Origin of the sequence: Streptomyces sp. FIT100, from assembly GCF_024584805.1 — a bacterium.
In the GTDB taxonomy this organism is placed as follows: Bacteria; Actinomycetota; Actinomycetes; order Streptomycetales; family Streptomycetaceae; genus Streptomyces.
Genome location: NZ_CP075715.1, coordinates 2819754 through 2844906, shown reverse-complemented (window position 1 = coordinate 2844906; position 25153 = coordinate 2819754). Strand labels below are relative to the sequence as shown.

The window sequence follows — 25153 nt, the reverse complement described above, 5'->3', positions numbered from 1 at the left end:
GTCTAGGCCAAGCTTGATAGGCCGTTCACCGTCCCGTTGCCGACCATCTCCCCTCGGGTCACCGCCCCCGAGGACCGTTGCGGTCATGCGAGTCATCGTCGTAGGAGCCGGCGTGGTGGGAACCATGCACGCCTGGCACGCAGTGGAACGCGGCCACGAGGTCGTACAGATCGAGCGGGAGGCCGAGGCCCGTGGCGCGAGCCTGCGCAACTTCGGCCAGATATGGGTCAGCGGCAGAGCCGGCGGCGAGGAACTGGACACCGCCCTGCGGGCGCGTGAGCTCTGGGAGGGCATCGGGGCCCGGGTCCCGGAGCTCGGCTTCCGCGCCATCGGCTCGCTGACGCCCGTACGCAACGATCTCGAACTCGCCGTCGCCGAAGCCGCCGTCGCCCGGCCCGACGCCGCCGCCCGCGGCTACAAGCTGGTCACCGCCGACGAGGCACGCGCCATCAACCCCGCCCTGCGCGGTGAGTTCGTCTCCGCCCTGCACTGCGAGCGGGACGCGGCCGTCGAGCCCCGCACCGCGCAGCTCGCCCTCCGCAAGGCGCTGCTGGCCTCCGGCCGCTACACCTTCCTCCCCGGCCGCGAGGTCCGCGAGGTCATCGGCCAGAACACGGTCCGCGACGACCACGGCGACGTGCACAGCGGCGACGCCGTCGTGCTGTGCACCGGCGCCTGGCTGAGTGGACTCGTCCGCGAGGTCGCCGGCGACATCCCCGTCCGCCGCGTACGCCTCCAGATGGCGCAGACCGACCCGCTCGGCGAGCCGCTCACGACCTCGGTCGCCGACGCCGACTCCTTCCGCTACTACCCGGCGTACGCGTCCGAGGCGCTCGACGCGCTCAACGCCGGGCAGGCGCAGCAGCCCGCTGCCGCCGCCCACAAGATGCAGCTGCTGATGGTGCAGCGCCGCGACGGCGGACTGACCATCGGCGACACCCACGAGTACGAGCACCCCTTCGCCTTCGACACCGTCGAGGACCCCTACGAGCACCTCACGCAGGTGATCGAGGGCTTCCTCGGCCGGCCGCTGCCGAAGATCCGCCGACGCTGGGCCGGGGTGTACGCGCAGTGCACCGACACCTCCCGCGTCATCCACCGCCAGCAGGTGCGCGACGGCGTATGGCTGGTGACCGGACCGGGCGGGCGCGGCATGACGTGCTCGCCCGCCATCGCCGAGAAGACCGCCGACGAACTGGGCTGGTGAACCCCACATGACCACTTTGCAGAACCCGCAGAACCCGCAGAACCCGCAGAAGCTGAACCTCGTCGTCCTCGACATGGCCGGCACGACCGTCGCCGACGGCGGCCTCGTCGAGCGGGCCTTCGCCACCGCAGCCGAACGCCTCGGCGCCGCACCGGAGTCGATGCCCGACATGCTCGACTACGTGCGCGCCACCATGGGCGAGTCCAAGATCTCCGTCTTCCGCCACCTCTTCGGCGACGAGACCAGGGCCCAGACGGCCAACAAGGCGTTCGAGGAGGCGTACGGCGAACTCGTCGACGGCGGACTCATCGCCGAGATCCCCGGCGCCCGCGCCGCCGTCGAGGCGCTCCGCGAGCAGGGCAGGACCGTCGTCCTCACCACCGGCTTCGCCCGCGTCACCCAGGACGCCATCCTCGACGCGCTCGGCTGGCGGGACCTGGCCGACCTCACCCTCTGCCCCGCCGACGCGGGCGGCCGCGGCCGCCCCTACCCCGACATGGTGCTCGCCGCCTTCCTGCGCACGGGCGCGGTGGACGGCGTGCGGCAGATCGCGGTCGCCGGCGACACGTCCTACGACATGGTCTGCGGTGTGCGCTCGGGCGCCGGCGTCGTGGCGGGCGTCCTGACCGGCGCCCACGACAGGGCCCAGCTCACGGCCAACGGCGCCACCCACGTGCTCGGTTCCGTCACCGAGCTGCCAACCCTGCTCGCGGAGGCCGGGATATGAGCCGCAGCGGCATCCGCTTCGACCGTGTCTCCGTCGCCTACGGCGGCAACACCGTCCTCGACGGCCTCGACCTCACCGTCGAACCCGGCGAGGTCATGGCCCTCCTCGGGCCCTCCGGCTCCGGCAAGACCACCGCCCTGCGCGCGGTCGCCGGATTCGTACGGCCCGCCTCCGGACGGGTGTTCATCGGCGACCGCGACGTGACCGCCCTGCCGCCGCACCGGCGCGGCATCGGCATGGTCGTCCAGCAGTACGCCCTCTTCCCGCATCTGCGCGTCGAGGACAACGTGGCCTTCGGACTCAAGGCCCAGAAGGCCCCGAAGAGCGAGATCCCGGGCCGCGTCGCCGAGGCGCTGGAGATGACCGGCATGGCGGCCTACGCCAAGCGCTACCCGCGGGAGCTCTCCGGCGGCCAGCAGCAGCGCGTCGCCATCGCCCGCGCCCTCGCCATCCGGCCGAACGTGCTGCTCCTCGACGAGCCGCTGTCCGCCCTCGACGCGCAGCTGCGCTCAGGGATGCTCGCGGAACTGGCCCGGCTGCACCGCGAACTGCCGGACGTGTCGATCCTGTACGTCACCCACGACCAGGTCGAGGCGCTGACCCTGGCCGACCGGATCGCGGTCATGGACAAGGCGCGGCTCCAGGACTGCGGGACCCCCCAGGAGCTGTACCGGCGACCGCGCACGGAGTTCACGGCGTCGTTCGTCGGCAACGCGAACCTGCTGCCGGTGACGGTGGGCTCCGGCACCGTGTCGTTCGCCGGCACGCAGCTGAAGGTGCCCACCACCGAGGCCGTCCCCGGTGCCACCGCCACGCTGTGCGTACGACCGCACCTCGTCGGGCTCGGCGACGGGCCCAACGCGCTGCGCGGCCGGATCGCCGAGGTGCAGTGGCGGGGCGCGACGCACCGGCTGTACGTCGACGTCGACGGACACCGTCTCAAGGCGGACCTGCGCGAACTCCGCGAGACGCCGTCCCTCGGGGACGAGGTCACGGTGCACTTCGCACCGGAGGACGGGGTGCTGCTGGCCGCGGGAGTCAACGATGGCTAGTCCTGCCGGCCCGCTGACGGAAGGGCGCCCGGCGGCCGTCGTGCCCGTCCGCTCCGCCGCCGCGGAGCGGCGGATCCCGCCGTTCGTCTGGGCGCTGCCGCCCGTCGCCGCGCTCGGGCTCGTCTTCCTCTACCCGCTCGCCCTCGTCGTCCAGGAGTCCCTCGCCCCCGGTGCCTACGCCGACGTCTTCGCGTCCGAGGCGTTCCGGGAGGCGCTGGTCACCACCGTGTGGCTGGCGGTCGGGGCGACCGTCGGATGTCTCGTGCTCGGGTTCGCGCTCGCGCTGATCATCGCGTTCGTACCGTTCCCCGGCGGCAAGGCGGTCGCGAAGTTCATCGATGTCTTCCTCTCCTTCCCGTCCTTCCTCATCACGCTCGCGCTGCTGTTCATCTACGGCACCGTCGGCATGGCCAACGGCCTGTGGACGGACGCCACCGGCGCATCGAGTGGACCGTTCCACTTCCTGACGACGCCCTGGGGCGTACTCCTCGCGGAGATCACCTACTTCACGCCCTTCGTGATGCGCCCCCTGCTGGCCGCGTTCTCGCAGCTCGACACCGCCCAGCTGGAGGTCGCCTCCTCGCTGGGCGCGCGCCCGGCCCGGATCGTGCGCAAGGTGATCCTGCCCGAGGCGCTCCCCGCACTCGCCGCAGGCGGCAGCCTCGTCCTCGTCATGTGCCTCAACGAGTTCGGCATCGTGCTCTTCACCGGGGCCAAGGGCGTCACGACGCTCCCGATGCTCGTCTACAGCAAGGCGATCCTCGAATCCGACTACGCGGCCGCCTGTGTCGTCGCCGTCGTCAACATCGCGATCTCCGTGGGCCTTTACGGCCTCTACCGGGTGGTGAGCAAGCGTGCTGGTGCATAGCCGTACGGGCAAGTGGGCCACCTGGGCCCTCTTCTTCGCCCTCTTCCTGCCGCTCTTCGCGCTGCCGCTGCTGGTCATCCTCGCGGCGTCGCTCTCCACCAACTGGTCCGGTGCGTTCCCCTCGGGACCCACCACCGAGCACTACGCGTCCGCCGTCCGCGGCGAGTCCCTCCAGGCACTCACCACCAGCCTGATCACGGCCGTCACCGCCAGCGTGCTCGCGCTCGCCATCGGCACCTGGGCCGCCCTCGCCGCCGCCTCCCTGAAGAAGCGGGGCAAGAGGGTCCTCGACGCGCTGTTCATGCTGCCGGTCGCCGTGCCCTCGGTGGTCGTCGGCCTCGCCGTGCTCGTCGCCTTCTCCCAGCCGCCGATGCTCCTCAACGGCACCCGCTGGATCGTGATCCTCGCGCACACCGTCCTTGTCACGGCGTTCGCCTACCAGTCGGTTTCGGCGGCCATCCTGCGCCTCGACCCCATGTACGAGCAGGCGGCCGCCAGCCTCGGCGCCCGTCCCTCGTACGTCCTGTGGCGAGTGAAACTGCCCCTCCTGCTGCCGTCGCTCAACGCGGCCGCCGGGCTCTGCTTCGCCCTGTCCATGGGTGAGCTGAGCGCCACGATGATGCTCTACCCGCCGGACTGGATGCCGCTGCCGGTGCTGATCTTCACCGCCACCGACCGCGGTTCCCTCTTCACCGGCTCCGCCGTCGCCGTGGTCCTCATGGCCACGACGCTGCTCGTCCTCCTCGCCGTCTCCCGCATCCGCACCAAAGCCTCGTACCACTAACGCCTTCAGGAGTTGTCCCACGCCATGCGCCGCAACAAGATCACCACGATCGCCACCGCCATCACCGGCAGCCTCGCCCTCGCCGCCACCCTCACCGCCTGCGGTGGCTCCTCCTCCGCCTCCGACGAGAAGTCGGTCACCGTCTACAGCGCCGACGGCCTCAAGGGCGAGAACGGCGACGGCTGGTACGACCGGGTCTTCAAGGACTTCGAGAAGGAGACCGGCATCAAGGTCAAGTACGTCGAGGGCGGCTCCGGCGAGATGGTGCAGCGCGCCGCCCGCGAGAAGAGCAACACCCAGGCCGACGTGCTCGTCACCCTCCCGCCGTTCATCCAGCAGGCCGACAACAAGGGGCTGCTCCAGTCCTACGAGCCGGCCGGCTCCGACAAGGTCAACGGCGCCGACAAGTCCGGCGACGGAAAGTGGACCTCGGTCGTCAACAACTACTTCTCCTTCATCTACAACAAGAAGGAGCTGAAGGAGGCCCCGAAGACCTGGGAGGAGCTGCTGGACGGGAAGTTCAAGGACAAGCTCCAGTACTCGACCCCGGGCGTCGCGGGCGACGGCACCGCCGTCGTCATCAAGGCCATGCACGACTTCGGCGGCGAGGAGCAGGCGATGGCCTACCTGAAGCAGCTCCAGGCCAACAACGTCGGCCCGTCCTCCTCCACCTCCAAGCTCGCGCCCAAGGTCGACAAGGGCGAGATCCTCGTCGCCAACGGCGACGTCCAGATGAACTTCGCCCAGTCCAAGTCCATGCCGAACCTCGGCATCTGGTTCCCGGCGAAGGCGGGCGTCAAGCCCACCACGTTCGCGCTCCCGTACGCCGCCGGACTGGTCAACGGTGCCCCGCACACCGAGAACGGCAAGAAGCTCCTCGACCACCTGCTGAGCGAGCAGGCCCAGCAGCAGGTCAGCGAGATCGGCGGCGGCTTCTCGGCGCGCACCGACGTGAAGGCCACCGACGCCAACGCCATCGAACTGGCCAAGATTCTGGAGGGTGTCGAGGTCTTCGAGCCGAACTGGAAGGACATCGACACGAACCTCCAGAAGTACATCGACTCGTGGAAGTCCGCGACCGGCAGCTAGAGATAACGGGTCTAGGGCGTGTTGCGAAAGTAGCGTCGTCCGCCCGTAGGGCGGGCGCGGCGGCGTCTGGTGCGTGCGATCGCAAGGCGGAGGAAGGAGAGCGCAGCGGGCTGCGCCGACGACCGACAACGCCGCGAGCGTGCGTGCCAGACGCCGCCGCGCAGACGGGACTTTCGCAACACGCCCTAGCCCAACGCTCCTGCATCGAACCGAATGCCGGGGCGTTGGGCCACGACGCCGTAACTCGTCTGGCCCCAGTTCGTTAGTTCGAATGGTCGGACATCTTGGGGGAGTGGCTGTGAAGGCGGACCGAGGACGCAAGTACCGCGCGTACCCGACGCCGGAGCAGGAGCAGGTCCTGATGGGTTGGGGGCATGACACCCGAGCGCTGTGGAACCTGGCGCTGGAGCATCGATTGATGGTCGGCCGCAAGCGTGACGGGACATGGGTGTGGTCCGCGGAACAATGCCGATCGCTCACGGAAGTTGAACCGGCACTGGGCCGAAGCTCATGTCCCGAAGCTGGGGTGGCTCCGCTTCAGGCTGTCTCGCGCACTGGGTGGCACGGTTCGCAATTGCACGCTGGTGCGCGATGGGCAGGGCTGGCATGTGACGTGTGGAATTCACAGCGGCTCAACGGATGCCCTGTCGAACGGCAAGCCGGGTTGCGGTGTCGACTTCGGCATTGCGGTCGCGGCATATGTCTCGACCGAGGACTCGCCGCGGCTGATGACCCCCACCCTCACGCATGGTGAGCAACGACGCCTCTTGGCGCTACAGCAGCGCAAGGCGCGGCAGATCCAGTACGCGAAGAAGCGCAACGGAGGTCGATACAGCAAGCGGCTGCGCAAGACCGCGGCCCAGATCGCGGCACTTGCCGCACGCCAGGCACGGCGCAGGCTGGACTTCACGCACAAACTGACCACCGATCTTGCCAAGAACCACGGCTTCGTCGGCATCGAGGATTTGAGCGTGACCCGCATGACCGCCGCTGCCAAGGGCACCGTGCTCCAGCCCGGCACTTGTGTGCGTCGGGAGGCATCCCTCAACCGGGCCATCCTGGACAACTGCCCCGGGGAACGACGCCGTCAGTTGGAATACAAGACCCGCGAGTACGGATCCGAGCTACGGCTGGTCGTGCCCCACGGCACCTCTCAGACCTGCCCGTCCTGCGGAGTGCGGGATCCGAAGAACCGCGTCGGCTGTGGCCGAGAGTTCGCATGCGTGCACTGTGGATTCGCCGGCCACGCAGACAAGATCGCCTCGATCGAAATCGAGGCCCGTGCCCGCCGGGCGGGCGGCACGGTGACAAAGAGCACGCGCAGGTCCGGCAGGGAACCGAGTCGTCTCCGCTTCGCTGGGACCGGCGCACGCGTGAACCACGTCGCAGCGTCTGATCAAGTAGCTGCGGTGAGCCGTGCATGATCTGTGCACGGGGACGTCACTGGGTGATCGACGGGGTCAAGGTCTCGGCTTCCTGATTAGGCTGGGGGCGTCGGCACATCGTCGTGGCGGCGCCCCACCAGCACCTCCGCACACAGCAGGAGTCCGCTTTCATGGCAGAGCGCAAGCCGATCGAATCCTGGCTCACCGACATGGACGGTGTCCTCATCCATGAGGGCGTCCCGATCCCGGGCGCCGACTCCTTCGTCAAGAAGCTCCGGGAGACGGGAAAGCCCTTCCTCGTCCTCACCAACAACTCCATCTACACCCCCCGTGACCTGCACGCCAGACTCGCCCGAATGGGTCTGGACGTGCCTGTCGAGAACATCTGGACCTCCGCACTGGCCACGGCCAAGTTCCTGGACGACCAGCGCCCCGGCGGCACGGCGTACGTCATCGGCGAGGCGGGGCTGACCACCGCCCTGCACGACATCGGGTACGTCCTCACCGACCACGAGCCCGACTACGTGGTCCTCGGTGAGACCCGTACGTACAGCTTCGAGGCGCTGACGAAGGCGATCCGGCTGATCAACGCCGGGGCGCGGTTCATCGGCACCAACCCGGACGAGACCGGCCCGTCCACGGACGGCCCGCTGCCCGCCACCGGCTCGGTCGCGGCGCTGATCACCAAGGCGACCGGCAAGGACCCGTACTTCGTGGGCAAGCCGAACCCGCTGATGATGCGGGCAGGGCTGAACGCGATCGGGGCGCACTCCGAGACCAGCGCGATGATCGGGGACCGGATGGACACCGATGTGCTGGCCGGCCTGGAGGCGGGCATGGAGACGTTCCTGGTGCTCACGGGCCTGACGGCGCCGAAGGACGTGGACCGGTACCCGTTCCGTCCGTCGACGATCGTCGACTCGATCGCGGACCTCGTCGACCGGATCTGATCCGTTCGGTGGACCGTCCGCTGTGACCCATCCGGGTCTGCTCAAGATGCGGAAACGGGCAAACCGCGTGAATCTGCTGTCACCAGGAGGTTCACAATGCGTTCTGTTCCCATTGCTCTCCGTGTGGTGGCGGCGGCCGCGGGTGCCCTGATCGTGGCACCCGCGGCCGGGGCCGCACACGCCGAAGAGAGCGGGCAGGTCAAGGTCACGGTCAGCCCCGGCACCGTCGAGCCCGGGGGCGAGGTACAGCTGCGGGTGACGGGCTGCGAGGGCAGTACGGGCGCTGCCGTGACGTCCCGGGCCTTCGTCTCGGACGCGGCGCTGTCCGGTGGCCTGGCGGCGACGAACCCGCTCTCGGGGGAGACGACGATCAGATCGGGCGCCGGCCTCGGCACGCATGCGCTCGGCGTCGTCTGCGACGGCACGGCCCACCGTGCGGCGGGTGTCGTCCAGGTCGACGACCGTGACGAGGGCGGCCAGGGTCGCGGCGAGCCCGAAGCGAGCCGCAAGCCCGGCAACGAGCAGCGGGGCGAGAAGAAGGACGAGAAGAAGGACGAGAAGAAGGACGAGAAGAAGGACGAGAAGAAGGACGAGGGGCAGAACCGCGAGAAGAGCGGCCAGGACCGCGAAAAGAGCGGTGGCGATCGCGAGAAGAGCGGCGGGGGCCGCGAGGACGGCGGGTCGGACCGGGGCGGCAACGGCAAGACGGGCCAGGACAACGACGTGGACCTGGATCTCTCCGGCGACGACGATGACGACGAAGATGACGGCGACACGGACGGGAACGTCGCGCCGCACCCCGATGACACTCCGTACGCGCCTGTACGGGCCGGTGGCGGCGGGATGTCCGGGGTCCTCGCGTCCGAGGAGGCCAAGCAGGCCGATCAGCAGGGCCCCGGCACTCCGCACACCGTGATCGGGCTGGTGCTCGCGGCGGTGGCGGCGGTGGCCGTGGCGTTCCGCAGCGCACGACGCCGCCGCGTCGGCCAGGCGGACGCGGACTGACCGCCGTGGCCAGCGGAAACGAGGCTTCCGGCGCCCCTGCGTCGGGCTCCGGGCGGTTGCTCACGGGGGTGGCCTGGGCGGTCCTGCTGCTGGGGCTGTGGCTCTGGGGCCGTGAGGCCACGGAAGGCCCGGGCGGCAGCGCGGCCCCGACGACCGGGGACGTGGCCGCGGTCGGCCGGCCGCTCGGTGTACCGCTGCCGCCGGCGCGTGACCCGCTGCGGCCCGCCGGGCCCAGCACGGTGGAGATCCCCTCGATCGGGGTGAAGGCCCCGGTCGTGACCCGCGGCCTGGACACGACGGGCGCGGTCGATCCGCCGCCGTTCGCGACTCCGCAGTCCGTGGGCTGGTTCGGCAGTGGCACCCGGCCGGGTGCCGAGGGCGCGGCGCTCTTCGTCGGGCACGTCGACACACAGACCCGGCCGGCCGTCTTCTACGGTCTCAGCACCGCCCGGCCCGGCGAGAAGATCCGGGTGACCAGGACGGACGGCTCGGTCGCCGAGTTCACCATCGACGATGTGCAGGTCGTCAGCCGGGACCGGTTCGACGCCAAGAAGGTGTACGGGGTCAGGCAGCAGGGCAGGGCGGAGCTGAGGCTGATCACCTGCGGGGGAACTTACGACCGTGCGTCCGGGGCGTACACGGCGAACGTGGTGGTGTCGGCGTATCTGACGGGTGCCCGCGGGATCTGACAGGATGCTTTCGACCGGTCTTGTCCGGGAACGGCGTGCCACGCCAGTGCACCAAGGGGGAGTGGATGTACGGGAGTTGCGTCGGGCGTTCCCGCCGGGGGGCGGCTGCGGCGGTGGCCGCGGTGGGGGCCGCGCTGCTGCTGGCGGCCTGTTCGTCCGGCGGTGAGGACCGCCCTTCGGGCGGCGCCCAGCAGCCGGAGGGGACGGCCCCGTTCTGGGTCAACCCCGACGGCAGGGCGGCGCGGCAGGTCGCGGCGTATCGCGAGGACGGCGACGACGAGAAGGCCGGGCTGATCCGGCGGATCGCGGAGCAGCCGGTCGGCGAGTGGATCGGCCCGGACGATCCGGAGGCCGAGGCGAAGGGCTTCACGGAGGCGGCCGGGAAGGCCGGCCGGGACGCGCTGCTGGTCCTGTACAACATCCCGCACCGCGACTGCGGGCAGTTCTCCAGGGGCGGCGCCGCCGACGGGAACGCGTACCGGCAGTGGGTCGACAAGGTCGCCAAGGGCATCGGCGACCGGCGTGCGACGGTCGTCCTGGAGCCGGACGCCGTGCTGCACCTCGTGGACGGCTGTACGCCCGGCGAGTTCCACCAGGAGCGGTACGACCTGCTGAAGGGCGCGGTCGAGCGGCTCAAGCAGCAGCCCGCGACCAAAGTCTACGTGGACGCGGGCAACGCCGACTGGTCCCAGCCGGACTCCCTCTTCGAACCGCTCCGACGCGCGGGCATCGAGCGGGCCGACGGCTTCGCGGTCAACGTCTCCAACTTCCAGACGACGGAGGCGAGCAGGGACTTCGGCCGCAGTCTCTCGGCGAAGGTCGGGAACAAGCACTTCGTGATCGACACCAGCCGCAACGGCAACGGCCCTTACACGCAGGGCGATCCGAAGGAGAACTGGTGCAACCCGTCGGGGCGGGCGCTGGGGGAGCCGCCGACGACGAGGACGGGTGACCCGCTGGTGGACGCGTATCTGTGGGTGAAGCGGCCGGGGGAGTCGGACGGCGACTGCAAGGGCGGCCCGAAGGCCGGGGACTGGTACCCGGAGTACGCGCTGGAACTGGCGCGCAACACGAAGTAGGGCGGCTTCGGCGGCGGGCTCCGGTGCGGAGCCCGCCGCCGGTGCTACGGCACCTCCACCCACACGCCCTCCGACGGTGTCCCCTCCGCGTCCGTCACGAAGAGCAGGTACCAGCCCGACGGCACCAGCGCCCGGTTCTTCGGGACGGTCACCGTGAAGCCGTTCGCCGTCTTCCGCAGCTTGAGCGCGATCGAGCGCTGGTCCACGTCCGTCACATGGGTCACCGCGCTCGGCCGCATCAGCTTCGCCGTGGTGAGCCTGCCCGCATCGGGGCTCCTGAAGGTGCCCGAGTCGCCCCGCTCGATCCGCTTCGGACCGCCGGTGATCCGGGGGCGCGCGTCCCGGTAGAGGTACGGCGGCGTGTAGATCTCGATGCGCTGCTCGAAGACGCCGGGCTTGGTGTTGGCGTCGTCGGCGAAGAGCGAGTCGGAGCCGAAGATCATCACGCGGCCGTCGGGCAGCAGCACCGAGCCCGAGTGGTAGTTGCGTCCGACCCGCGGGTCCGCCACGCGCCGGAACGTTCCTGCCTTCGGGTCGTACGTGCGCGCCTGGAGGATGTTGGAGCCGCTGCGCCCCCGGTAGTCCTCGGAGCCGCCGGTGACGAGCACGCTGTCGTCGGGCAGGAGGGAGGCGCTCGGGTAGCGGGTGCCCTTGTCCAGGGAAGCGCCGTCCCTGAAGCGGGGGTTCGGGTCCTTGAGGTCGACAAGCCGGGACTTCTCGCTGGACTTCTCGGATTCGCCGACCCCGCCGCCGCCGATGACCATGAACCTCTGGTCCTGGGCGGGCGGCAGCATGACCGTCGCCGAGGTCTCCATCCTGTCCGGGTCGCCGAGCCCGGGGATCTTCGTGAAGGTGTTGCCGTCCAGGTCCCAGATGCCGGGGTCACGGCCGATGTCGGCCGGGCCGTACCCCGCGTTCGAGCCGGAGTAGAAGAGCTTTCCGTTGTCCATCAGGAAGATCGCCGGGTAGGTGGGGAAGCGCCGTTCGACGCCCGTGTACTCCCACTTCTTCGTCTCCGGGTCGTAGATCTCGTCCTTGCCGGGCACGATCTGCCCGATCTCGTCGAGACCGGAGAGGGAGAGGACCCTGCCGTCCTCCAGCGTCGTCAGGGTCGGGTACCAGCGGGCCTCGTTCATCGGGTCGACCTTGATGTACTTCTCGGCGACCGGGTCGAACTCGTAGGCGTCCCTGATGCCCTGGAAGTCCTTCTTGTCGAGGGCGAGCTTCTGCGCGATGCCGTAGACGTTGCGCTTGTCGGAGCCCTTGAGGCCGTGCACCCGGTAGTTGTCCTCGGTGCCCGTCTCGTACGCCTTCCCGGACTCCTCCGCCTCGACGTAGATGCGGCCGAGCCCCGCATCGGTGCGCAGAAAGCTGCCGGTCACAGGGTCGAAGACCTTCTTGGCCCGGTCGACCAGGACCGGGTCCTTGGAGACGAAGGTCCTGCCGCTCTCCTTGCCGGTGAACTTGGTGCCGGCGGGCAGGGTGACGGGCTTGTCCGGGTCCTCGTTGTGGACGATCATCAGGCCGCCGGCCTTGGTGACGTCGCCCTTGAGCTTCTCGTACCGCTTGGTGCCGCCGGCGACCAGCAGCTTTCCGTCGGGCAGTTGGGTGTGCCCGGCGCAGAACATGTCCTTCGGCGTGGGTATCTTCGTGAACTCGTTCGTCCTCGGGTCCCACAGGACCGATTCGAACTTCTTCGCGTCGAAGTTCTTCTGGTTGTTGCCGGAGCCGGCGATCAGCAGGACCTTGCCGGTGTGCAGCAGGGCGGCGTGGATGGCGTTGATCCGGTACTCGGACGGGATGTCGAGGAAGTCCCAGTGGCCGTTCCCGGCCTTGTACTCCGGCCTGTTGATCTTGTATTCGTGGTACTCCGCCGAGCCGTACCGGTACAGGGCGGGCCCGTTGAACCCGGCGACCAGCGCCACCACCGCCACGCCGATGAGGATGCGCCGGGCGCGGTTCCTGCGGTGGTTGGGCCGGACGGGAAGGGTGGTGCTCATTTCTTACGTCCCCCAAGGGCGATCTGCATGGTCTGTTCGGGGGCCCAGCCGGGCTTCTGCTGCGGCACGTGGGCGGCCGTCGGCGCCGCCCCCGGCCCGCCTCCCGAAGCGGGCGGGTTCTTCCGCTTCTTCTTCCTGTCCTCGCGCAGGGAGTACCGCCAGGCGAGGATGGGCGCCGCCGTGATCAGCAGGGCCAGCCCGGCCCAGGTGATCATCGCCGGGTGGTCGTGCCCGAACCAGAAGGAGGAGGCGAGCGAGCCGCCGAAGACCAGGGTGAAGAAGAGGTGGATCCGGAAGGTGCCGAAGAGGGTGTCCGGGCTGGACGAGTCGCCCTTGGGGGTCACGACGAACGAGCTCTTGCGGCGCAGTACGGCGTCCATCAGGGAGCGCGCGTAGATCGGCGCGGAGAGCGCGGACATCACCATGCCGGCGAGGCCGCCGGAGCCCTCGGGCTCGTGCGGCGAGACGTTGTGGCGGCGGTTCCAGATGTACAGGCCGATCTGGAGCGCCGAGGCGTTGCCGTACAGCATCATCCAGATCGCCGGGTCGATCTGCACGCCCGAGGCGCCCATGCCCAGGAACAGGGCGCAGCTGAGCGCCGCCAGGATCCAGTTGAGTGCCGACATCGGGTAGAAGATGATCATCATCGTGTAGTTGAAGAGCTTCCCGGGCGGCAGCGTCCCGAAGCCCCTCCAGTACTGCTTGAGGATCGTCTCGTACGTGCCGCGCGACCAGCGCAGCTGCTGGGTGAAGAAGTCGGTCCAGGCGGTCGGGCCCTCGCCGACGGCCAGCACGTCCGGGGTGTAGACCGAGCGCCACTTGTTGCCGGTGCGCGGGTTGCGGGCGCGGTGCATCTCGAAGCCCGTCGCCATGTCCTCGGTGATCGAGTCGTAGAGCCCGCCGATCTGCCGGATCGCGCTGATCCGGACGGCGTTGGAGGTGCCGACGAACATGGGGGCGCCGTAGCGGTTGCCGGCGCGCTGGATCAGGGCGTGGAAGAGGAACTGCTGGGACTCCGCGGCCTTGGTGACGAAGGTGTCGTAATTGCCGTAGACCTGCGGGCCGATGACGAAGCCGACGTCCGGGTCGCGGAAGTAGCCGAGCATCCGCTCCAGGTAGTTGGGCAGCGGGACGTGGTCGGTGTCGACGGACGCGAAGAAGTCGTAGTTCCCGCCGTGCGCGTCCAGCCAGGCGTTGTAGTTGCCGTGCTTGGTCCTGGCCCGGTGGGCGCCCTTGGGCTGGTTCCACTCGGCGATGCCCTTGCGGGAGAAGTGGTGGACGCCGAGCCGCGCGCAGACCTCCTTGACGGCCGGATCGTCGCCCTCGTCGAGCAGCCATACGTGCATCAGTCCGCGGTGCCGGATGCGCACCGCCGCTTCGAGGGTCTTCGTCACCATCTCCAGGGGCTCCTTGCCCGGCACGAAGGAGGTGAGGAAAGCGACCCGGGTGCCGTGCTCGGGCACGACGGGGACCGGGTCGCGGGCGACGAGCGTCGCGTGCGCGTTGGACAGGACGTTCATCGTCCGGAAGAGCTCGATCAGGCCGATCGAGACGAGCATGACGATGTCGAGCCACAGCAGCAGGTCGTTGTCGAGGTCCGGGTCGCGTTCGGTCCAGTGCTGAGGCTGCATCAGCCAGGCGAACAGCCCGAGTGAGACGAGTGGCGCGGCGCCCAGCAGCAGGGCGGCGCGTATTCGGTGCGGCTCCTGCGAGAGCAGCGAGCGGTACCTCACCCGGTACGGCTCCGCCGGGTCGGGCTGGGTCAGCGGCCCCGCGAGCCGGCTGTAGTGCTCGTAGTCGTACCGCGGCAGCACCGTCCTCTTCGGGCGCAGCCGGGACGCTCCCGCACGCAGTTGTCCGGGAATCCGGAGCTGAGTGGTCCGGGAAGAGTCGTCGTTGTCCTGTTGCCGGGCGCCGGTCGGCGTCGACGTCATGAATCATTCCCCCCGCATGCCTGGTCTGGCTGCGTGATCGTTCGGTCTCCGCGCCCTCAACCCCCGGTCCCCCGACCAGCCGTCCTCGGCGCGGCAATGGCAGGTCGTCGTTCCCGTAGACATCAGATGACGACCGTCCGGTTGCATGGCGCCGGGCTCGGACAGCCGTTCGTTGACGGGGTCCTCACCACGTGGCCGACACAACCGGAGGACAGGTTCCCGGAGCGCAGGCGCTTACTACAAGGGCATCCGGGAACGACCGAGGCCCCCTCACTCGTGGTGAGGGGGCCTCGATGGCGCGTGCGCCGCCAGGGACTCGAACCCCGGACCCGCTGATTAAGAGTCAGCTGCTCTAACCAACTGAGCTAGCGGCGCGTGCTGACCCGGAAAACTTTACCCGACCTCCAGGTGTGCTCCTGACCATTTCCTCGCGCGTTCCGGCCTGTCGGATGGTCGTTTTTTCTCTTTGATCAGTCAAAGTGTGATTTGTCAGAACAGTTGAGACGCTGTGGAGGGCCAGTGGAGCCGCACCGCATGACCGTTCCGGCCTTCGAGGAGTACGAGCCCCCCGCCGACTGCCCCTGCGCCGGCTGCGCCCGGCAGCGCCACGCATCGTCCCGAGGGCACGCCCGGCCGTGGAGCGCCAGGCTCCGCACGGCCGCACGCGGCCCCCGGCGGGCGCTGGTCCTCTTCACCGCGGCCGGCGTGGTGCTCGGAGGCGGGACGGCCGGGGCGGCGGCCGACAGCACCGGCACCGCCGCGGGCGGTCCTGCGCCGAGCGGCCCGGTCGGTGCCGCGCGGAGCCCGGAACCGGGGGCCGCGCAGGCGCCTGAACCGGAAACCGCGCAGAGTCCCGAATCGCAAACCCCGCAGACCCCGGAGCCGGAGGCCACGAAGAGTCCCGAACCGGAGACCACACAGGCCCCGGAGCCGGAGACCCCGCAGGGCGGACAGGGCCCGCTGTACGGACGGCCCGCACCGGCACCGGCCGGAGGCGCCGCGCCGGAGCTGCGCACCATGACCCGCGCGCAGATCATCAACCGGGCCAAGCTCTGGGTCAAGGACAAGGTGCCCTACTCCATGGGCTTGTTCTGGTCGGACGGGTACCGGCAGGACTGCTCGGGCTATGTCTCGATGGCGTGGAACCTGCTGGGCAACGAATGGACCGGCAGCCTGGCCCAGTACGGGGTCCGCATCGCCCGCGAGGACCTGCAACCGGGCGACATCCTGCTCTTCCACAACGAGGCGGATCCCGGCAACGGCTCGCACGTCACGATCTTCGGCGGCTGGACCGACTACTCGCACACCCACTACATCGCCTACGAACAGGCGAGGCCGAACACCCGCAGGCGGGCCACGCCGATGGCGTACTGGAACAACTCCGGCCGCTATGTGGCCTACCGCTACAGGGGCCTCGTCGGCGCCACCGCCCTCGGCGGGACGCCCGTCCCCGCCCCCGTCCCGCAGCACGCCGCCGCGGCCGTCCCCGCGTACCCCGGTGCGCACCACTTCACGACGGGCGCGGACAACCAGTACGTCACCCAGATCGGAAGGTTGCTCGTGGATCGGGGCGCGGAGCGCTACTACGGCAAGGGCCCCGGCTCACGCTGGAGCGAGGAGGACCGGCAGGCGACGAAGGCGTTCCAGCGCGCCCAGGGCTGGAAGGGCACGGAAGCGGACGGAAAGCCGGGCCCGCAGACCTGGCGCCATCTGGTGAACGGCACGGGCAGGGACATCCCGCGCGGCGCGGGGCAGGCTCCGGCGACGGTGTCCGCACAGGTCCCGGACTATCCGGGCCGAGGGTATTTCCGCCCCGGCCAGTCGAACCCCCATGTGGAGAAGCTCGGCCGCCAACTGGTGAAGCGGGGCTTCGGCAAGCACTACACCAACGGACCGGGACCGCGCTGGAGCGAGGCGGACCGCCGCAACGTCGAGGCGTTCCAGCGCTCCCAGGGCTGGCGCGGCGGCGCGGCGGACGGCAGCCCGGGACCCGAGACCTGGCGGCGGCTCTTCTCATGACCCGCCGCGCCCCAGAACACGCAGCGACCGCGAGGAGGCGGCCCAGGTGATCCCCAAGACTCCCCACCCCGAGGACCCTGTGGCTCCCATGCCGCCGGGCCTGCCCTTCTTGTCGGCACCTCCGGTCCACGTCCGGGAGGTGGCGGCGCCCGGCCCCGGGACGTCGTCCGCGACGGACGGCGAAGCGGTGGCACCCGGACCCGGCGCCACGCATGACGCCGGGTCAGCCGGGTCCCTCGACTCCGTCGCGTCCGCCGAGCGTGCTGTCACCGCCGAGTACGGCGTCTCCGCCGCTCCGGCGCGTGACGACGCGGACGCCGCGCCCCGGCCGGGCGATGCGCCGGCCGAACCGGAGGACGGCACGCTCCTCGGCGACGCGGCCCCCGCACCCGACGCGGACTCCGAAACCGCCCCTGCCCCTGCCCCCGACTCCGCTTCCGTCTCCACCTCCGCACCCGACTCCGAGCCTGCCGTACGTGCCGACGCGACGGTGGGCACCACCGGCGGCGCGCCCGCGATGCACGGGCTGGTCGGGGCGGCGGCGCGGCGCGGAGGCGTGATCGGCGCGGACTCCACCGGGCTGATCCCCGTGCACCTGCTCTTCCGCGACGACAAAGCGGTCCCGACAGGGGACGACGGGGGCCCCGACACCGTCGCGATGGCGCCCGTCGCCGTTCCGCCCGGGCCCCGGTCCGCGCCCCCGCGGACGCCCTCCGTCGCACCGAGCCGGCGGCCCGCGCCGCCCGTCGACCCGAAACTGCACGAGCGGCCCGGTCCCGCGCTGCCCGGATGGACCGCCCTGATCCTGGGGACCATCGCGGTCATCGCCTGCGCGGGCCTGCTGCACTGGGCCGGGGTGGTTCCGACCGCCGTGGAGGAGCTGTTCGGGCTGGGACCGCGCCCGTACCACGGCATCAGCACCGGCCAGTGGGGGCTGCTGGCGCTCGGCGTGGTCCTCGCTCTGTTCACCCTCGGCGGGATCGCGCGCAGCCGCGTCGGTGACGCCTGGGTGCTGACGCTGTTCGGCGAGTACCGGGGGAGCGTCCGCCGCGCCGGTCTCATGTGGGTGAGCCCGCTGCTCCTGCGCTGGCGCGTCGATGTGCGCCTGCGCCACTGGCGCAGCGAGCCGATGCCCGTCGTGGACGCGAACGGCACCGCCCTCCAGGCCGTCGTCCTCGTCGTCTGGCAGATCAAGGACACCGCCCGTGCCGTGCTCGCGGTGGCGGACCACGAGGCGTATCTGCGCGAACAGGTGGAGGCGGCGATGGCCCGCGTGCTCTCGCAGCTCCCCGCCGACGCGTTCCACGAGGACGCGCCGACCCTCCGCAACGCGGAGGCCGTCGGCGACGCGCTCACGAAGACCCTCTCGGCCGAGTGCGCCCCGGTCGGCATCGAGATCTTCTCGGCGCAGCCGACGCGGATCGAGTACGCACCCGAGGTCGCGGCCGCGATGCACCGCCGCCGTATCGCCGTGATCGACGCCGAGCACCGGGACATCGTGCTGACCTCGGTCGTGGACGCGGTCGACGACACGGTCCGACGGCTCACCGTGCGCGGTCTGGTGGAGCTGGACGACTACGAACGCAAGGCGCTGGTACGGGATCTGACCGTCGCCTTCTGCACCGCCCGCACGGGCGTCACGGAGGGACCCTGACGGGTCGTCGGCCGCTGTCGCCCATTGGTCTGGACATGTTCAACGTTCGTCAATAATCTGGGACTTGGTCTAGACCGGAACATGCACGACCGCACAAGCTCCGCACCCGCACAGCACGGCTCATAGAACTCCCCCCCAGGTTCTCCAGGAGCGACAGCATGCGAAAGCGAATAAGCGCGGCCGTGGTCGGCCTCGCCGTGGCGGGTACGTCCCTCCTCGCCACGGGCAGCGCCAGCAGCCACGGCTACACCGACGCCCCTCTCAGCCGCCAGAAGGTCTGTGCCAATGGCACGGTCACCAACTGCGGCGACATCATCTACGAACCCCAGAGCGTCGAGGGCCTCAAGGGCTTCCCGGCGGCGGGTCCGGCCGACGGATCGATCTGCTCCGCCGGCATCAGCCGCTTCTCCCAGCTCGACGACCCGCGTGGCGGCAGCTGGCCCACGACCAAGGTCACGTCCGGAGCGAACTACACCTTCCGGTGGACGTTCACGGCCAACCACCGGACGACCGACTTCAAGTACTACGTCACCAAGAACGGATGGAACCCGAGCCAGCCGCTCACCCGCGCGGCCCTCGACCCGCAGCCGTTCCTGACGATCCCCTACAACGGCCAGCAGCCGCCGATGTCGCTGAGCCACAGCGGCACGCTGCCCTCCAAGTCCGGCCGCCATCTGATCCTGGCGGTGTGGACCGTCCACGACACCGCGAACGCCTTCTACGCCTGCTCGGATGTTCAGTTCTGACAGTTCGTCAGCTAACGTCCGGCGGCATGGGCAGTGCTACGACCGTCGCGGAGCTCGTGCAGCGTCAGTGGGGCGACCACCGGGTGGGGCTGAGGTGCGAGGATCTCGTCCTCAGCCATCACCAGGTGGCCTCCGGCGCCGCGGCACGGGCGGCACTGCTCGCGGAGCTGCTGCACAAGGGATCCCGGGGCGCTGAGCCGCACCTCGGGATCCTGCTCGACAACACACCCGAATTCCCGCTCTGGATCGGCGCGGCGGCCCTCGCCGGGGCCGCCGTCGCGGGCATCAACCCCACCCGCCGCGGCGCCGAACTGGCCCGCGACATCCTGCACACCCAATGCCGGGTGCTGATCACCGAGCGCGCGCATCTGCCCCTGCTCGACGGTCTCGAACTGCCGGGTGTGCGGGTGCTCGTGACCGACACCGACGCCTACGCCGGCCTCCTCGCGCCGTACGAGGGCGCGAAGCCCGGCGAGAGCACCGCCCTGCCGGGCCGCGGCGCCCGGCCCGGCAGCCGGCTGCTGCTCTACTTCACCTCCGGCTCGACCGGCGCGCCCAAGGCCGCGATCTGCACCCAGGGGCGGCTCGCGGCAGCCGGGGCCTCGCTCGTGGCGCAGTTCGGCGTGCGCCCGGACGACGTCCACTACATCTGCATGCCGATGTTCCACGGGAACGCCGTCATCGCCGACTGGGCGCCGGCGCTCGCGGCCGGAGCGTCCGTCGCGCTGCGCCGCCGCTTCTCGGCCTCGGGCTTCCTGCCCGACGTCCGGGCCTACGGCGCCACGTACTTCACCTATGTGGGCCGCGCCGTGCAGTACCTGCTGGCCACCCCCGAGCGGGCCGACGACCGCGAGCACCGGCTGCGGCTCGGCTTCGGCACCGAGGCGGGGGCGGTGGACGCCGCCCGCTTCGAGGAGCGCTTCGGGGTGCGGCTCGTCGAGGGGTACGGATCGTCCGAGGGCGGCGCGGCCGTCCAGCGCACCCCGGGCACGCCGAGCGGGGCGATCGGGCGGGCTGCGCCGGGCGACGACCTGGCCGTGGTGGATCCGGCGACGGGCGAGGAGTGCGAGACGGCCCGCTTCGCGGACGGCGGCCGGCTGCTCAACGGCGACCGGGCGATAGGCGAGCTGGTCAACCGCGGACGCAGCCTCTTCGAGGGCTACTGGCGCAACCCTGAGGCGGAGACGGCGCGGGTGCGGGAGCCAGGCGGCTGGTACTGGACGGGCGACCTCTTCTTCCGCGACGCGGACGGCTTCCTCTACTTCGCGGGCCGCACGGACGACCGGCTGCGCGTCGACAGCGAGAACCTGGCCGCCGCCGTGATCGAGAACATCCTTGCGCGCTGGGAGTCCGCGGCGGCGGTCGCGGTCTACGCGGTGCCGGATCCGGTCGCCGGCGACCAGGTGATGGCCGCGGTGGCGCTGCGCGACGGCGCCGCCTTCGACCCGGACGCCTTCGCGGCCTTCCTCGCCGCCCAGACGGACCTGGGGACGAAGATGGCGCCTCGCTTCGTCCGCGTGATGGCACGCCTTCCGGTGACCGCGACGAACAAGATCCACCGAGCCGGGCTCCGGCGGGAGGGCTTCCGCCACGCCGGCGAGGTCTGGTGGCGGCCGCCGGGCGAGCGGGTCCACCGGCGGCTGACGGAGGAGGACGAGGGCGCGCTGCTGCACGCGTACGAGTCCCACGGCCGCGCCGACCTCCTCGACCGCTGATCGCTGATCGCTGATCGCTGACCGCTGACCGCTGATCGCTGATCGCCGACCGCCTCGGGCGCGGGTGGTCAGGAGCACCCCTGCGGACCAGGTAGTATTAACTCCGTCGTCGGCCGCCCGGAGCGGCAAGCACGGCAACCCGCGCCGCTAGCTCAGTTGGTTAGAGCAGCTGACTCTTAATCAGCGGGTCCGGGGTTCGAGTCCCTGGCGGCGCACCTCTGTGAAGCCCCTCGCGTGAGCGAGGGGCTTTCGCGTTTCCGGTCCTGGACCCCTGGACAGGTCTAGATCGCCAGCGAGAGGACCACCGGAGCCGCCCGGCGGTTCAGTGTGTCCGCGGCCGCGCGCAGCCGGTGGGCGTGCTCGATCGGGAGCGAGAGCGCCAGGCAGCCCACGGCCGAGCCCGCCGTCAGCGGCACCGCGGCGCAGACCGTGCCCACCGCGTACTCCTGGAGGTCCAGCACCGGGACCGTGGGCGGCTGCGCGTCCAGCTTGGAGAAGAGGATCTTCTCGTTGGTGATCGTCCGGGAGGTGAGCCGGGCGATCTTGTGGCGCGAGAGATGGTCTCTGCGCCCGTTCACGTCGAGCTGGGTGAGCAGGCACTTGCCGACGGCGCTGGCGTGTGCGGCCGAGCGGAAGTCCACGTACTCGTTGACCTTGGGGGTGCGCGGGCCGTCGGCGTACTGGGTGATCTTGACCTCGCCGTCGATGTACCGGCTGATGTAGACCGCGGCGCCGACGGAGTCGCGCAGCTCGGTGAGGGTCTCCTGGAGCTTGCGCTCCAAGGCCTCCCGCTGCGTGGCGCCGGACCCCAGCAGCACGAGGGAGTCCCCGATCACATAGGCGCCGTCGGCGACCTGCTCCACGTACCCCTCACGCCGCAGCATCAGCAGCATGGAGGCGAGGTGCCCGGTGGGCAGTCCGGTCTCGCGCGCGATCTGGACGTCGGTCACCCCGCCACCGTGCCTGGAGATCGTCTCCAGAACGCGCAGGGCGTACTGCACCGAGTGGAACGGCGCGGTCGGCTCCGGCTTCAGCGCCACGGTTTCCCCCTACCAGGTTGTGACCGCAAGCTTCCGTACCACGATAACCGCCAAGAACCGCCAGTGGGGCGGCTGTTGGCGAGATTTGTGCCGCACCCCAGCCCCGTGGACTGGGGTGCACGACACTGGCATATGCCAAGGTCACAACCCCCATCGAGAGTGTGAGGTCAGAGCACCGCGCCGAGGAACTCGCGCGTGCGTTCGTGCTCCGGCGTCGAGAAGATTTTTTCCGGCGACCCGGACTCGATGACCTTCCCGGAGTCGAACATCAGCACCTCGTCGGAGATGTCTCGGGCGAAGTTCATCTCGTGGGTCACACAGAGCATCGTGATCTCGGTGCTGCGGGCGATGTCCCTGAGCACATCCAGCACCCCCGCCACCAGCTCGGGGTCGAGCGCCGACGTCACCTCGTCCAGCAGCAGCACCTGCGGCTGCATCGCCAGCGCCCGCGCGATCGCCACCCGCTGCTGCTGGCCCCCCGAGAGCTGGGTCGGCTTGGCGTCGCGGCGGTCACCGAGCCCGACCAGGTCCAGCAGCTCGCGGGCGCGCTCGTCGGCCTCGTCGCGGGACATGCCGAGCACTCGCACGGGAGCCTCGGTGATGTTCCGCAGCACGGTCATGTTGGGGAAGAGGTTGAACTGCTGGAAGACCATGCCGATCTTCTTGCGGACCTCTCTGCGTTCCTTCTCGTCGGCGGGGAACAGCCGGCCGCCGTTGACGTCGATCGTGCCCGAGTCGGGCCGCTCCAGCGTCATCAGCAGCCGCAGGATCGTCGTCTTGCCGGAGCCGGAGGGCCCGATCAGCGTGACGTGCCTGCCCGGACGGACCGAGAAGCACAGGTCGTCCAGGACGGTGTTGTCCCCGAAGCGCTTGGTGACGTTCGTGAAGCGGATGAGCTCGTCGCTCTGCTTGGCGGGGTTGGTGTCAGCGGGCAAGGCGGCGCTCCAGGGTCCGTACGAGCAGGGAAGCGGGATAGGCGATGAGGATGAAGGCGATGCCGACGACGGTCAGCGGCTCCGTGTACTGGAAGGTCGCCGCGCTCTCCAGCCGGGACTGCTGGAGCATCTCCAGCACGCTGATCCCGGCGAGCAGCGGAGTGTCCTTCAGCATCGCGATGACGTAGTTGCCCAGTGCGGGCGCGATCCGGCGGACCGCCTGCGGCAGGATCACCGCGATCCAGGTGCGGTGGACCGGCAGGCTCAGCGCCGTCGCGGCCTCCCACTGCCCCACCGGTACGGCGTCGATGCCCGCCCGGTAGACCTGCGCGGTGTACGTCGAGTAGTGCAGTCCGATCGCGATCGTGCCGGTGGTCAGTGCGGAGAACTGCACCCCCCACTCCGGCAGCACGAAGAACAGGAAGAACAGCTGCACCAGCAGCGGGGTGTTCCGGATGAACTCGGTGACGAGCCCCACCGGCCAGCGCACGAGGCGCGGCCCGGAGCGCAGCGCGAACGCCCAGACCAGGCCGAGGCTGAACGACAGCAGCGAGCCCAGCACCAGGATCTGCAGCGTGACCAGCACGCCTTCCCAGAAGCGCGGCATGAAGTCCGCGACGGCGGACCAGTCCCAGGTCATCGGAGATCACCTTCCGCGAGTGCGCCGGAGACCCCGGCCCGCTTGTCCTTCTGGCGGGGGATCCGGGGGCGTGGCTCCGGACGGATCCCGATATTGGCCTTCGTCCTGCGCTCGAGCGCCTTCATGGAGCGGGTGATCAGGAAGGCGAGCACGAAGTAGATCACCAGCGTGATCGTGTAGATCTGCGCGCTCTCCTGGGTCGCCAGGCGGACGAGATACGCCGCGAACGACACGTCGCCCACACCGAGGAGCGACACCAGCGCCGTCCCCTTGAGCAGCTCGACGAGCAGATTGCAGAAGGACGGGATCATCTCGGGCACGGCCTGCGGCAGCAGGATCAGCCGCATCCGCTGCCACGGCGAGAAGCTGAGTGCCACCCCTGCCTCACGCTGCGCGGGGGCCACGGCGCCCAGTGCACCGCGCACGATCTCGGCCCCGTACGCCCCGTACGAGAGGCCGAGTGCGAGCACCGCCGCCCACATCGGCACCAACTGCCAGCCCATCAGCGGGGGCAGCACGAAGAACAGCCAGAACATCAGCACCAGCGCCGACGTTCCGCGGAACACCTCGGTGTAGAAGCCGGCCAGGAAGCGGACGGGGCGCGAGCGATGAGTTCTGGCCATGCCCACACCGAACGCGACGACCGCGGCCAGCGCCGCGCTGTAGAGGGTGAGCTGGACCGTGATCCAGATCCCCGGGAGCACCCAGTTCTGCCACAGTCCCGCGGTCATCGGCACAGCTCCTTCGCCGTGAGCTCGGTCATCTCGCTCTCGGTGAAGCCGAACCGGCGCAGGATGCGGAGGAGTTCACCGCTCTTCTTCATCTTGTGGATCTCGGCGTTGAAGGCGTCCCGCAGCTCGGTGTCGGTCGGGCGGAAGGCGAAGCCGCCGCCGTCGATCCTCTTCTTGCCGTCGACGACCGCCGCGAACGGCTCGGTCGCCTCCGCCCGGGCGCTCTTGCGCACCACCTCGCGGGTGGTGAGGGCGGTGCCCGCGAAGACGTCGACGCGGCCGGACTCGACGGCGTTCAGCCCGGCCACCTGGTCCTGGAGGATGACGATGTCCTTCTCGGGGTAGCCGGCCGCGACCGCGTACTCGATCTCCGCGTAGCCGGCGCCGGTCGCGAACTTCGCCTTGGTCCGTACGACGTCCTCGTAACCGCGCAAACCCTTGGGATTGCCTTTGCGCACGATGAAGGAGTCCAGCATCTGGTACTCGGGGTCCGAGAAGAGGACCTGCGCGCAGCGCTCCTTGTTGATGTACATCCCGGCCGAGACGACGTCGAACTGCTGGGAGTTGAGGCCGGGTATGAGGGAGGCGAAGTCGGTGGCGACCGGCTGGACACTGCCGACGCCGAGCCGCTGGAAGACCGCCTTGGCGAGCTCGGGCGCCTCGCCCGTGAACTCGCCCTGGCCGTCGATGTAGCCGTACGGCACCTCGCCGGCGATCCCCAGACGCACCGTGCCCTGCGATCTGAGCCGGGCGAGCGAGTCGCCGGAGGGCACCCGGGCGCACCCCGCCGCGGCCAGGGCGCCCCCCGTACCGAGCAGCAGGGTGCGCCGCCGTATCGCGTGTCTGGCAGGTGGAGCCGTGTGGGGAACCATGGGCGCGCGGCTACCCGGCCTCAGTCGGGGTA

The 25153-nt window shown here is 70.2% G+C and carries 22 protein-coding genes, 2 tRNA genes and 1 pseudogene; 17 read left to right on the top strand and 8 right to left on the bottom strand.

What is annotated here, in order from left to right; translation table 11 throughout:
* Positions 1-85: 85 nt before the first annotated feature.
* The 12 genes and pseudogenes from KK483_RS12350 to KK483_RS12300 all read left to right on the top strand — a co-directional run bounded on the left by KK483_RS12350 (position 86) and on the right by KK483_RS12300 (position 10835).
* On the top strand, positions 86-1207 hold the full coding sequence (locus KK483_RS12350; protein ID WP_262005281.1) for a TIGR03364 family FAD-dependent oxidoreductase: 1122 nt from the start codon (positions 86-88) through the stop codon (positions 1205-1207).
* A 7-nt stretch (positions 1208-1214) separates the two neighbouring features.
* The gene (locus KK483_RS12345; RefSeq protein WP_262005280.1) at positions 1215-1934 is read left to right on the top strand and encodes a phosphonatase-like hydrolase; all 720 of its coding nucleotides are present in this window, start codon (positions 1215-1217) and stop codon (positions 1932-1934) included.
* Positions 1931-2986, top strand: a complete 1056-nt coding sequence (locus KK483_RS12340) for an ABC transporter ATP-binding protein (RefSeq protein ID WP_262005279.1) — start codon at positions 1931-1933, stop codon at positions 2984-2986. Before KK483_RS12345 ends, KK483_RS12340 begins: the two co-directional genes overlap by 4 nt.
* Entirely contained in the window at positions 2979-3854 is an 876-nt protein-coding gene (locus KK483_RS12335) for a 2-aminoethylphosphonate ABC transporter permease subunit (RefSeq protein WP_262005278.1), read from the top strand. Before KK483_RS12340 ends, KK483_RS12335 begins: the two co-directional genes overlap by 8 nt.
* Entirely contained in the window at positions 3841-4638 is a 798-nt protein-coding gene (locus KK483_RS12330) for an ABC transporter permease (RefSeq protein ID WP_262005277.1), read from the top strand. The genes KK483_RS12335 and KK483_RS12330 overlap by 14 nt, the downstream gene beginning before the upstream one ends.
* Before the next feature lie 24 nt (positions 4639-4662).
* Positions 4663-5727, top strand: a complete 1065-nt coding sequence (locus KK483_RS12325; RefSeq protein ID WP_262005276.1) for a 2-aminoethylphosphonate ABC transporter substrate-binding protein — start codon at positions 4663-4665, stop codon at positions 5725-5727.
* A gap of 271 nt (positions 5728-5998) precedes the next feature.
* Positions 5999-6094 (top strand): annotated as a pseudogene (locus KK483_RS35500) (helix-turn-helix domain-containing protein); the annotation flags it as partial.
* A gap of 67 nt (positions 6095-6161) precedes the next feature.
* A complete protein-coding gene (locus KK483_RS12320) occupies positions 6162-7151 on the top strand; it encodes an RNA-guided endonuclease TnpB family protein (RefSeq protein ID WP_262005275.1) in 990 nt (329 codons plus the stop codon).
* A 131-nt stretch (positions 7152-7282) separates the two neighbouring features.
* On the top strand, positions 7283-8062 hold the full coding sequence (locus KK483_RS12315) for an HAD-IIA family hydrolase (protein WP_242336904.1): 780 nt from the start codon (positions 7283-7285) through the stop codon (positions 8060-8062).
* A gap of 96 nt (positions 8063-8158) precedes the next feature.
* Positions 8159-9067: a hypothetical protein gene (locus KK483_RS35495; RefSeq protein ID WP_399013944.1), complete on the top strand. Its 909-nt coding sequence runs from the start codon at positions 8159-8161 to the stop codon at positions 9065-9067.
* A gap of 5 nt (positions 9068-9072) precedes the next feature.
* Positions 9073-9756, top strand: a complete 684-nt coding sequence (locus tag KK483_RS12305; protein WP_262005274.1) for a class F sortase — start codon at positions 9073-9075, stop codon at positions 9754-9756.
* 65 nt (positions 9757-9821) lie between these two features.
* On the top strand, positions 9822-10835 hold the full coding sequence (locus KK483_RS12300) for a glycoside hydrolase family 6 protein (protein ID WP_262005273.1): 1014 nt from the start codon (positions 9822-9824) through the stop codon (positions 10833-10835).
* A gap of 44 nt (positions 10836-10879) precedes the next feature.
* On the opposite strand, the gene KK483_RS12295 is transcribed toward KK483_RS12300, so the two are convergent.
* The 3 genes from KK483_RS12295 to KK483_RS12285 form a co-directional block, all read right to left on the bottom strand.
* Positions 10880-12835, bottom strand: coding sequence for a kelch motif-containing protein (locus KK483_RS12295; protein WP_262005272.1), 1956 nt, complete (start codon positions 12833-12835; stop codon positions 10880-10882).
* The gene (locus tag KK483_RS12290) at positions 12832-14769 is read right to left on the bottom strand and encodes a cellulose synthase catalytic subunit (RefSeq protein WP_262005271.1); all 1938 of its coding nucleotides are present in this window, start codon (positions 14767-14769) and stop codon (positions 12832-12834) included. Before KK483_RS12290 ends, KK483_RS12295 begins: the two co-directional genes overlap by 4 nt.
* A gap of 301 nt (positions 14770-15070) precedes the next feature.
* Positions 15071-15144 (bottom strand) — tRNA-Lys (locus KK483_RS12285).
* A 159-nt stretch (positions 15145-15303) separates the two neighbouring features.
* Here KK483_RS12285 and KK483_RS12280 point away from each other — a divergent pair.
* The 5 genes from KK483_RS12280 to KK483_RS12260 all read left to right on the top strand — a co-directional run bounded on the left by KK483_RS12280 (position 15304) and on the right by KK483_RS12260 (position 21118).
* Positions 15304-16788: a peptidoglycan-binding protein gene (locus KK483_RS12280; RefSeq protein ID WP_262005270.1), complete on the top strand. Its 1485-nt coding sequence runs from the start codon at positions 15304-15306 to the stop codon at positions 16786-16788.
* A gap of 46 nt (positions 16789-16834) precedes the next feature.
* Positions 16835-18442, top strand: coding sequence for an SPFH domain-containing protein (locus KK483_RS12275; protein WP_262005269.1), 1608 nt, complete (start codon positions 16835-16837; stop codon positions 18440-18442).
* A gap of 158 nt (positions 18443-18600) precedes the next feature.
* The gene (locus KK483_RS12270; protein ID WP_262005268.1) at positions 18601-19188 is read left to right on the top strand and encodes a lytic polysaccharide monooxygenase; all 588 of its coding nucleotides are present in this window, start codon (positions 18601-18603) and stop codon (positions 19186-19188) included.
* Between the two features lie 26 nt (positions 19189-19214).
* On the top strand, positions 19215-20903 hold the full coding sequence (locus KK483_RS12265; RefSeq protein ID WP_262005267.1) for an AMP-binding protein: 1689 nt from the start codon (positions 19215-19217) through the stop codon (positions 20901-20903).
* A 141-nt stretch (positions 20904-21044) separates the two neighbouring features.
* Positions 21045-21118: transfer RNA gene (locus KK483_RS12260), tRNA-Lys, on the top strand.
* Positions 21119-21184: 66 nt separating this feature from the next.
* Here the strand turns inward: KK483_RS12260 and KK483_RS12255 are convergent.
* From KK483_RS12255 to ehuB, 5 genes are all read right to left on the bottom strand, one after another.
* Entirely contained in the window at positions 21185-21943 is a 759-nt protein-coding gene (locus tag KK483_RS12255) for an IclR family transcriptional regulator (RefSeq protein WP_262005266.1), read from the bottom strand.
* 167 nt (positions 21944-22110) lie between these two features.
* On the bottom strand, positions 22111-22878 hold the full coding sequence (gene ehuA, locus KK483_RS12250) for an ectoine/hydroxyectoine ABC transporter ATP-binding protein EhuA (RefSeq protein WP_262005265.1): 768 nt from the start codon (positions 22876-22878) through the stop codon (positions 22111-22113).
* Entirely contained in the window at positions 22868-23518 is a 651-nt protein-coding gene (gene ehuD / locus KK483_RS12245; protein WP_262005263.1) for an ectoine/hydroxyectoine ABC transporter permease subunit EhuD, read from the bottom strand. The genes ehuA and ehuD overlap by 11 nt, the downstream gene beginning before the upstream one ends.
* The gene (gene ehuC, locus KK483_RS12240; protein WP_262005262.1) at positions 23515-24249 is read right to left on the bottom strand and encodes an ectoine/hydroxyectoine ABC transporter permease subunit EhuC; all 735 of its coding nucleotides are present in this window, start codon (positions 24247-24249) and stop codon (positions 23515-23517) included. Before ehuC ends, ehuD begins: the two co-directional genes overlap by 4 nt.
* Positions 24246-25121, bottom strand: a complete 876-nt coding sequence (ehuB, locus tag KK483_RS12235; protein ID WP_262005261.1) for an ectoine/hydroxyectoine ABC transporter substrate-binding protein EhuB — start codon at positions 25119-25121, stop codon at positions 24246-24248. Before ehuB ends, ehuC begins: the two co-directional genes overlap by 4 nt.
* Positions 25122-25153 lie beyond the last annotated feature (32 nt).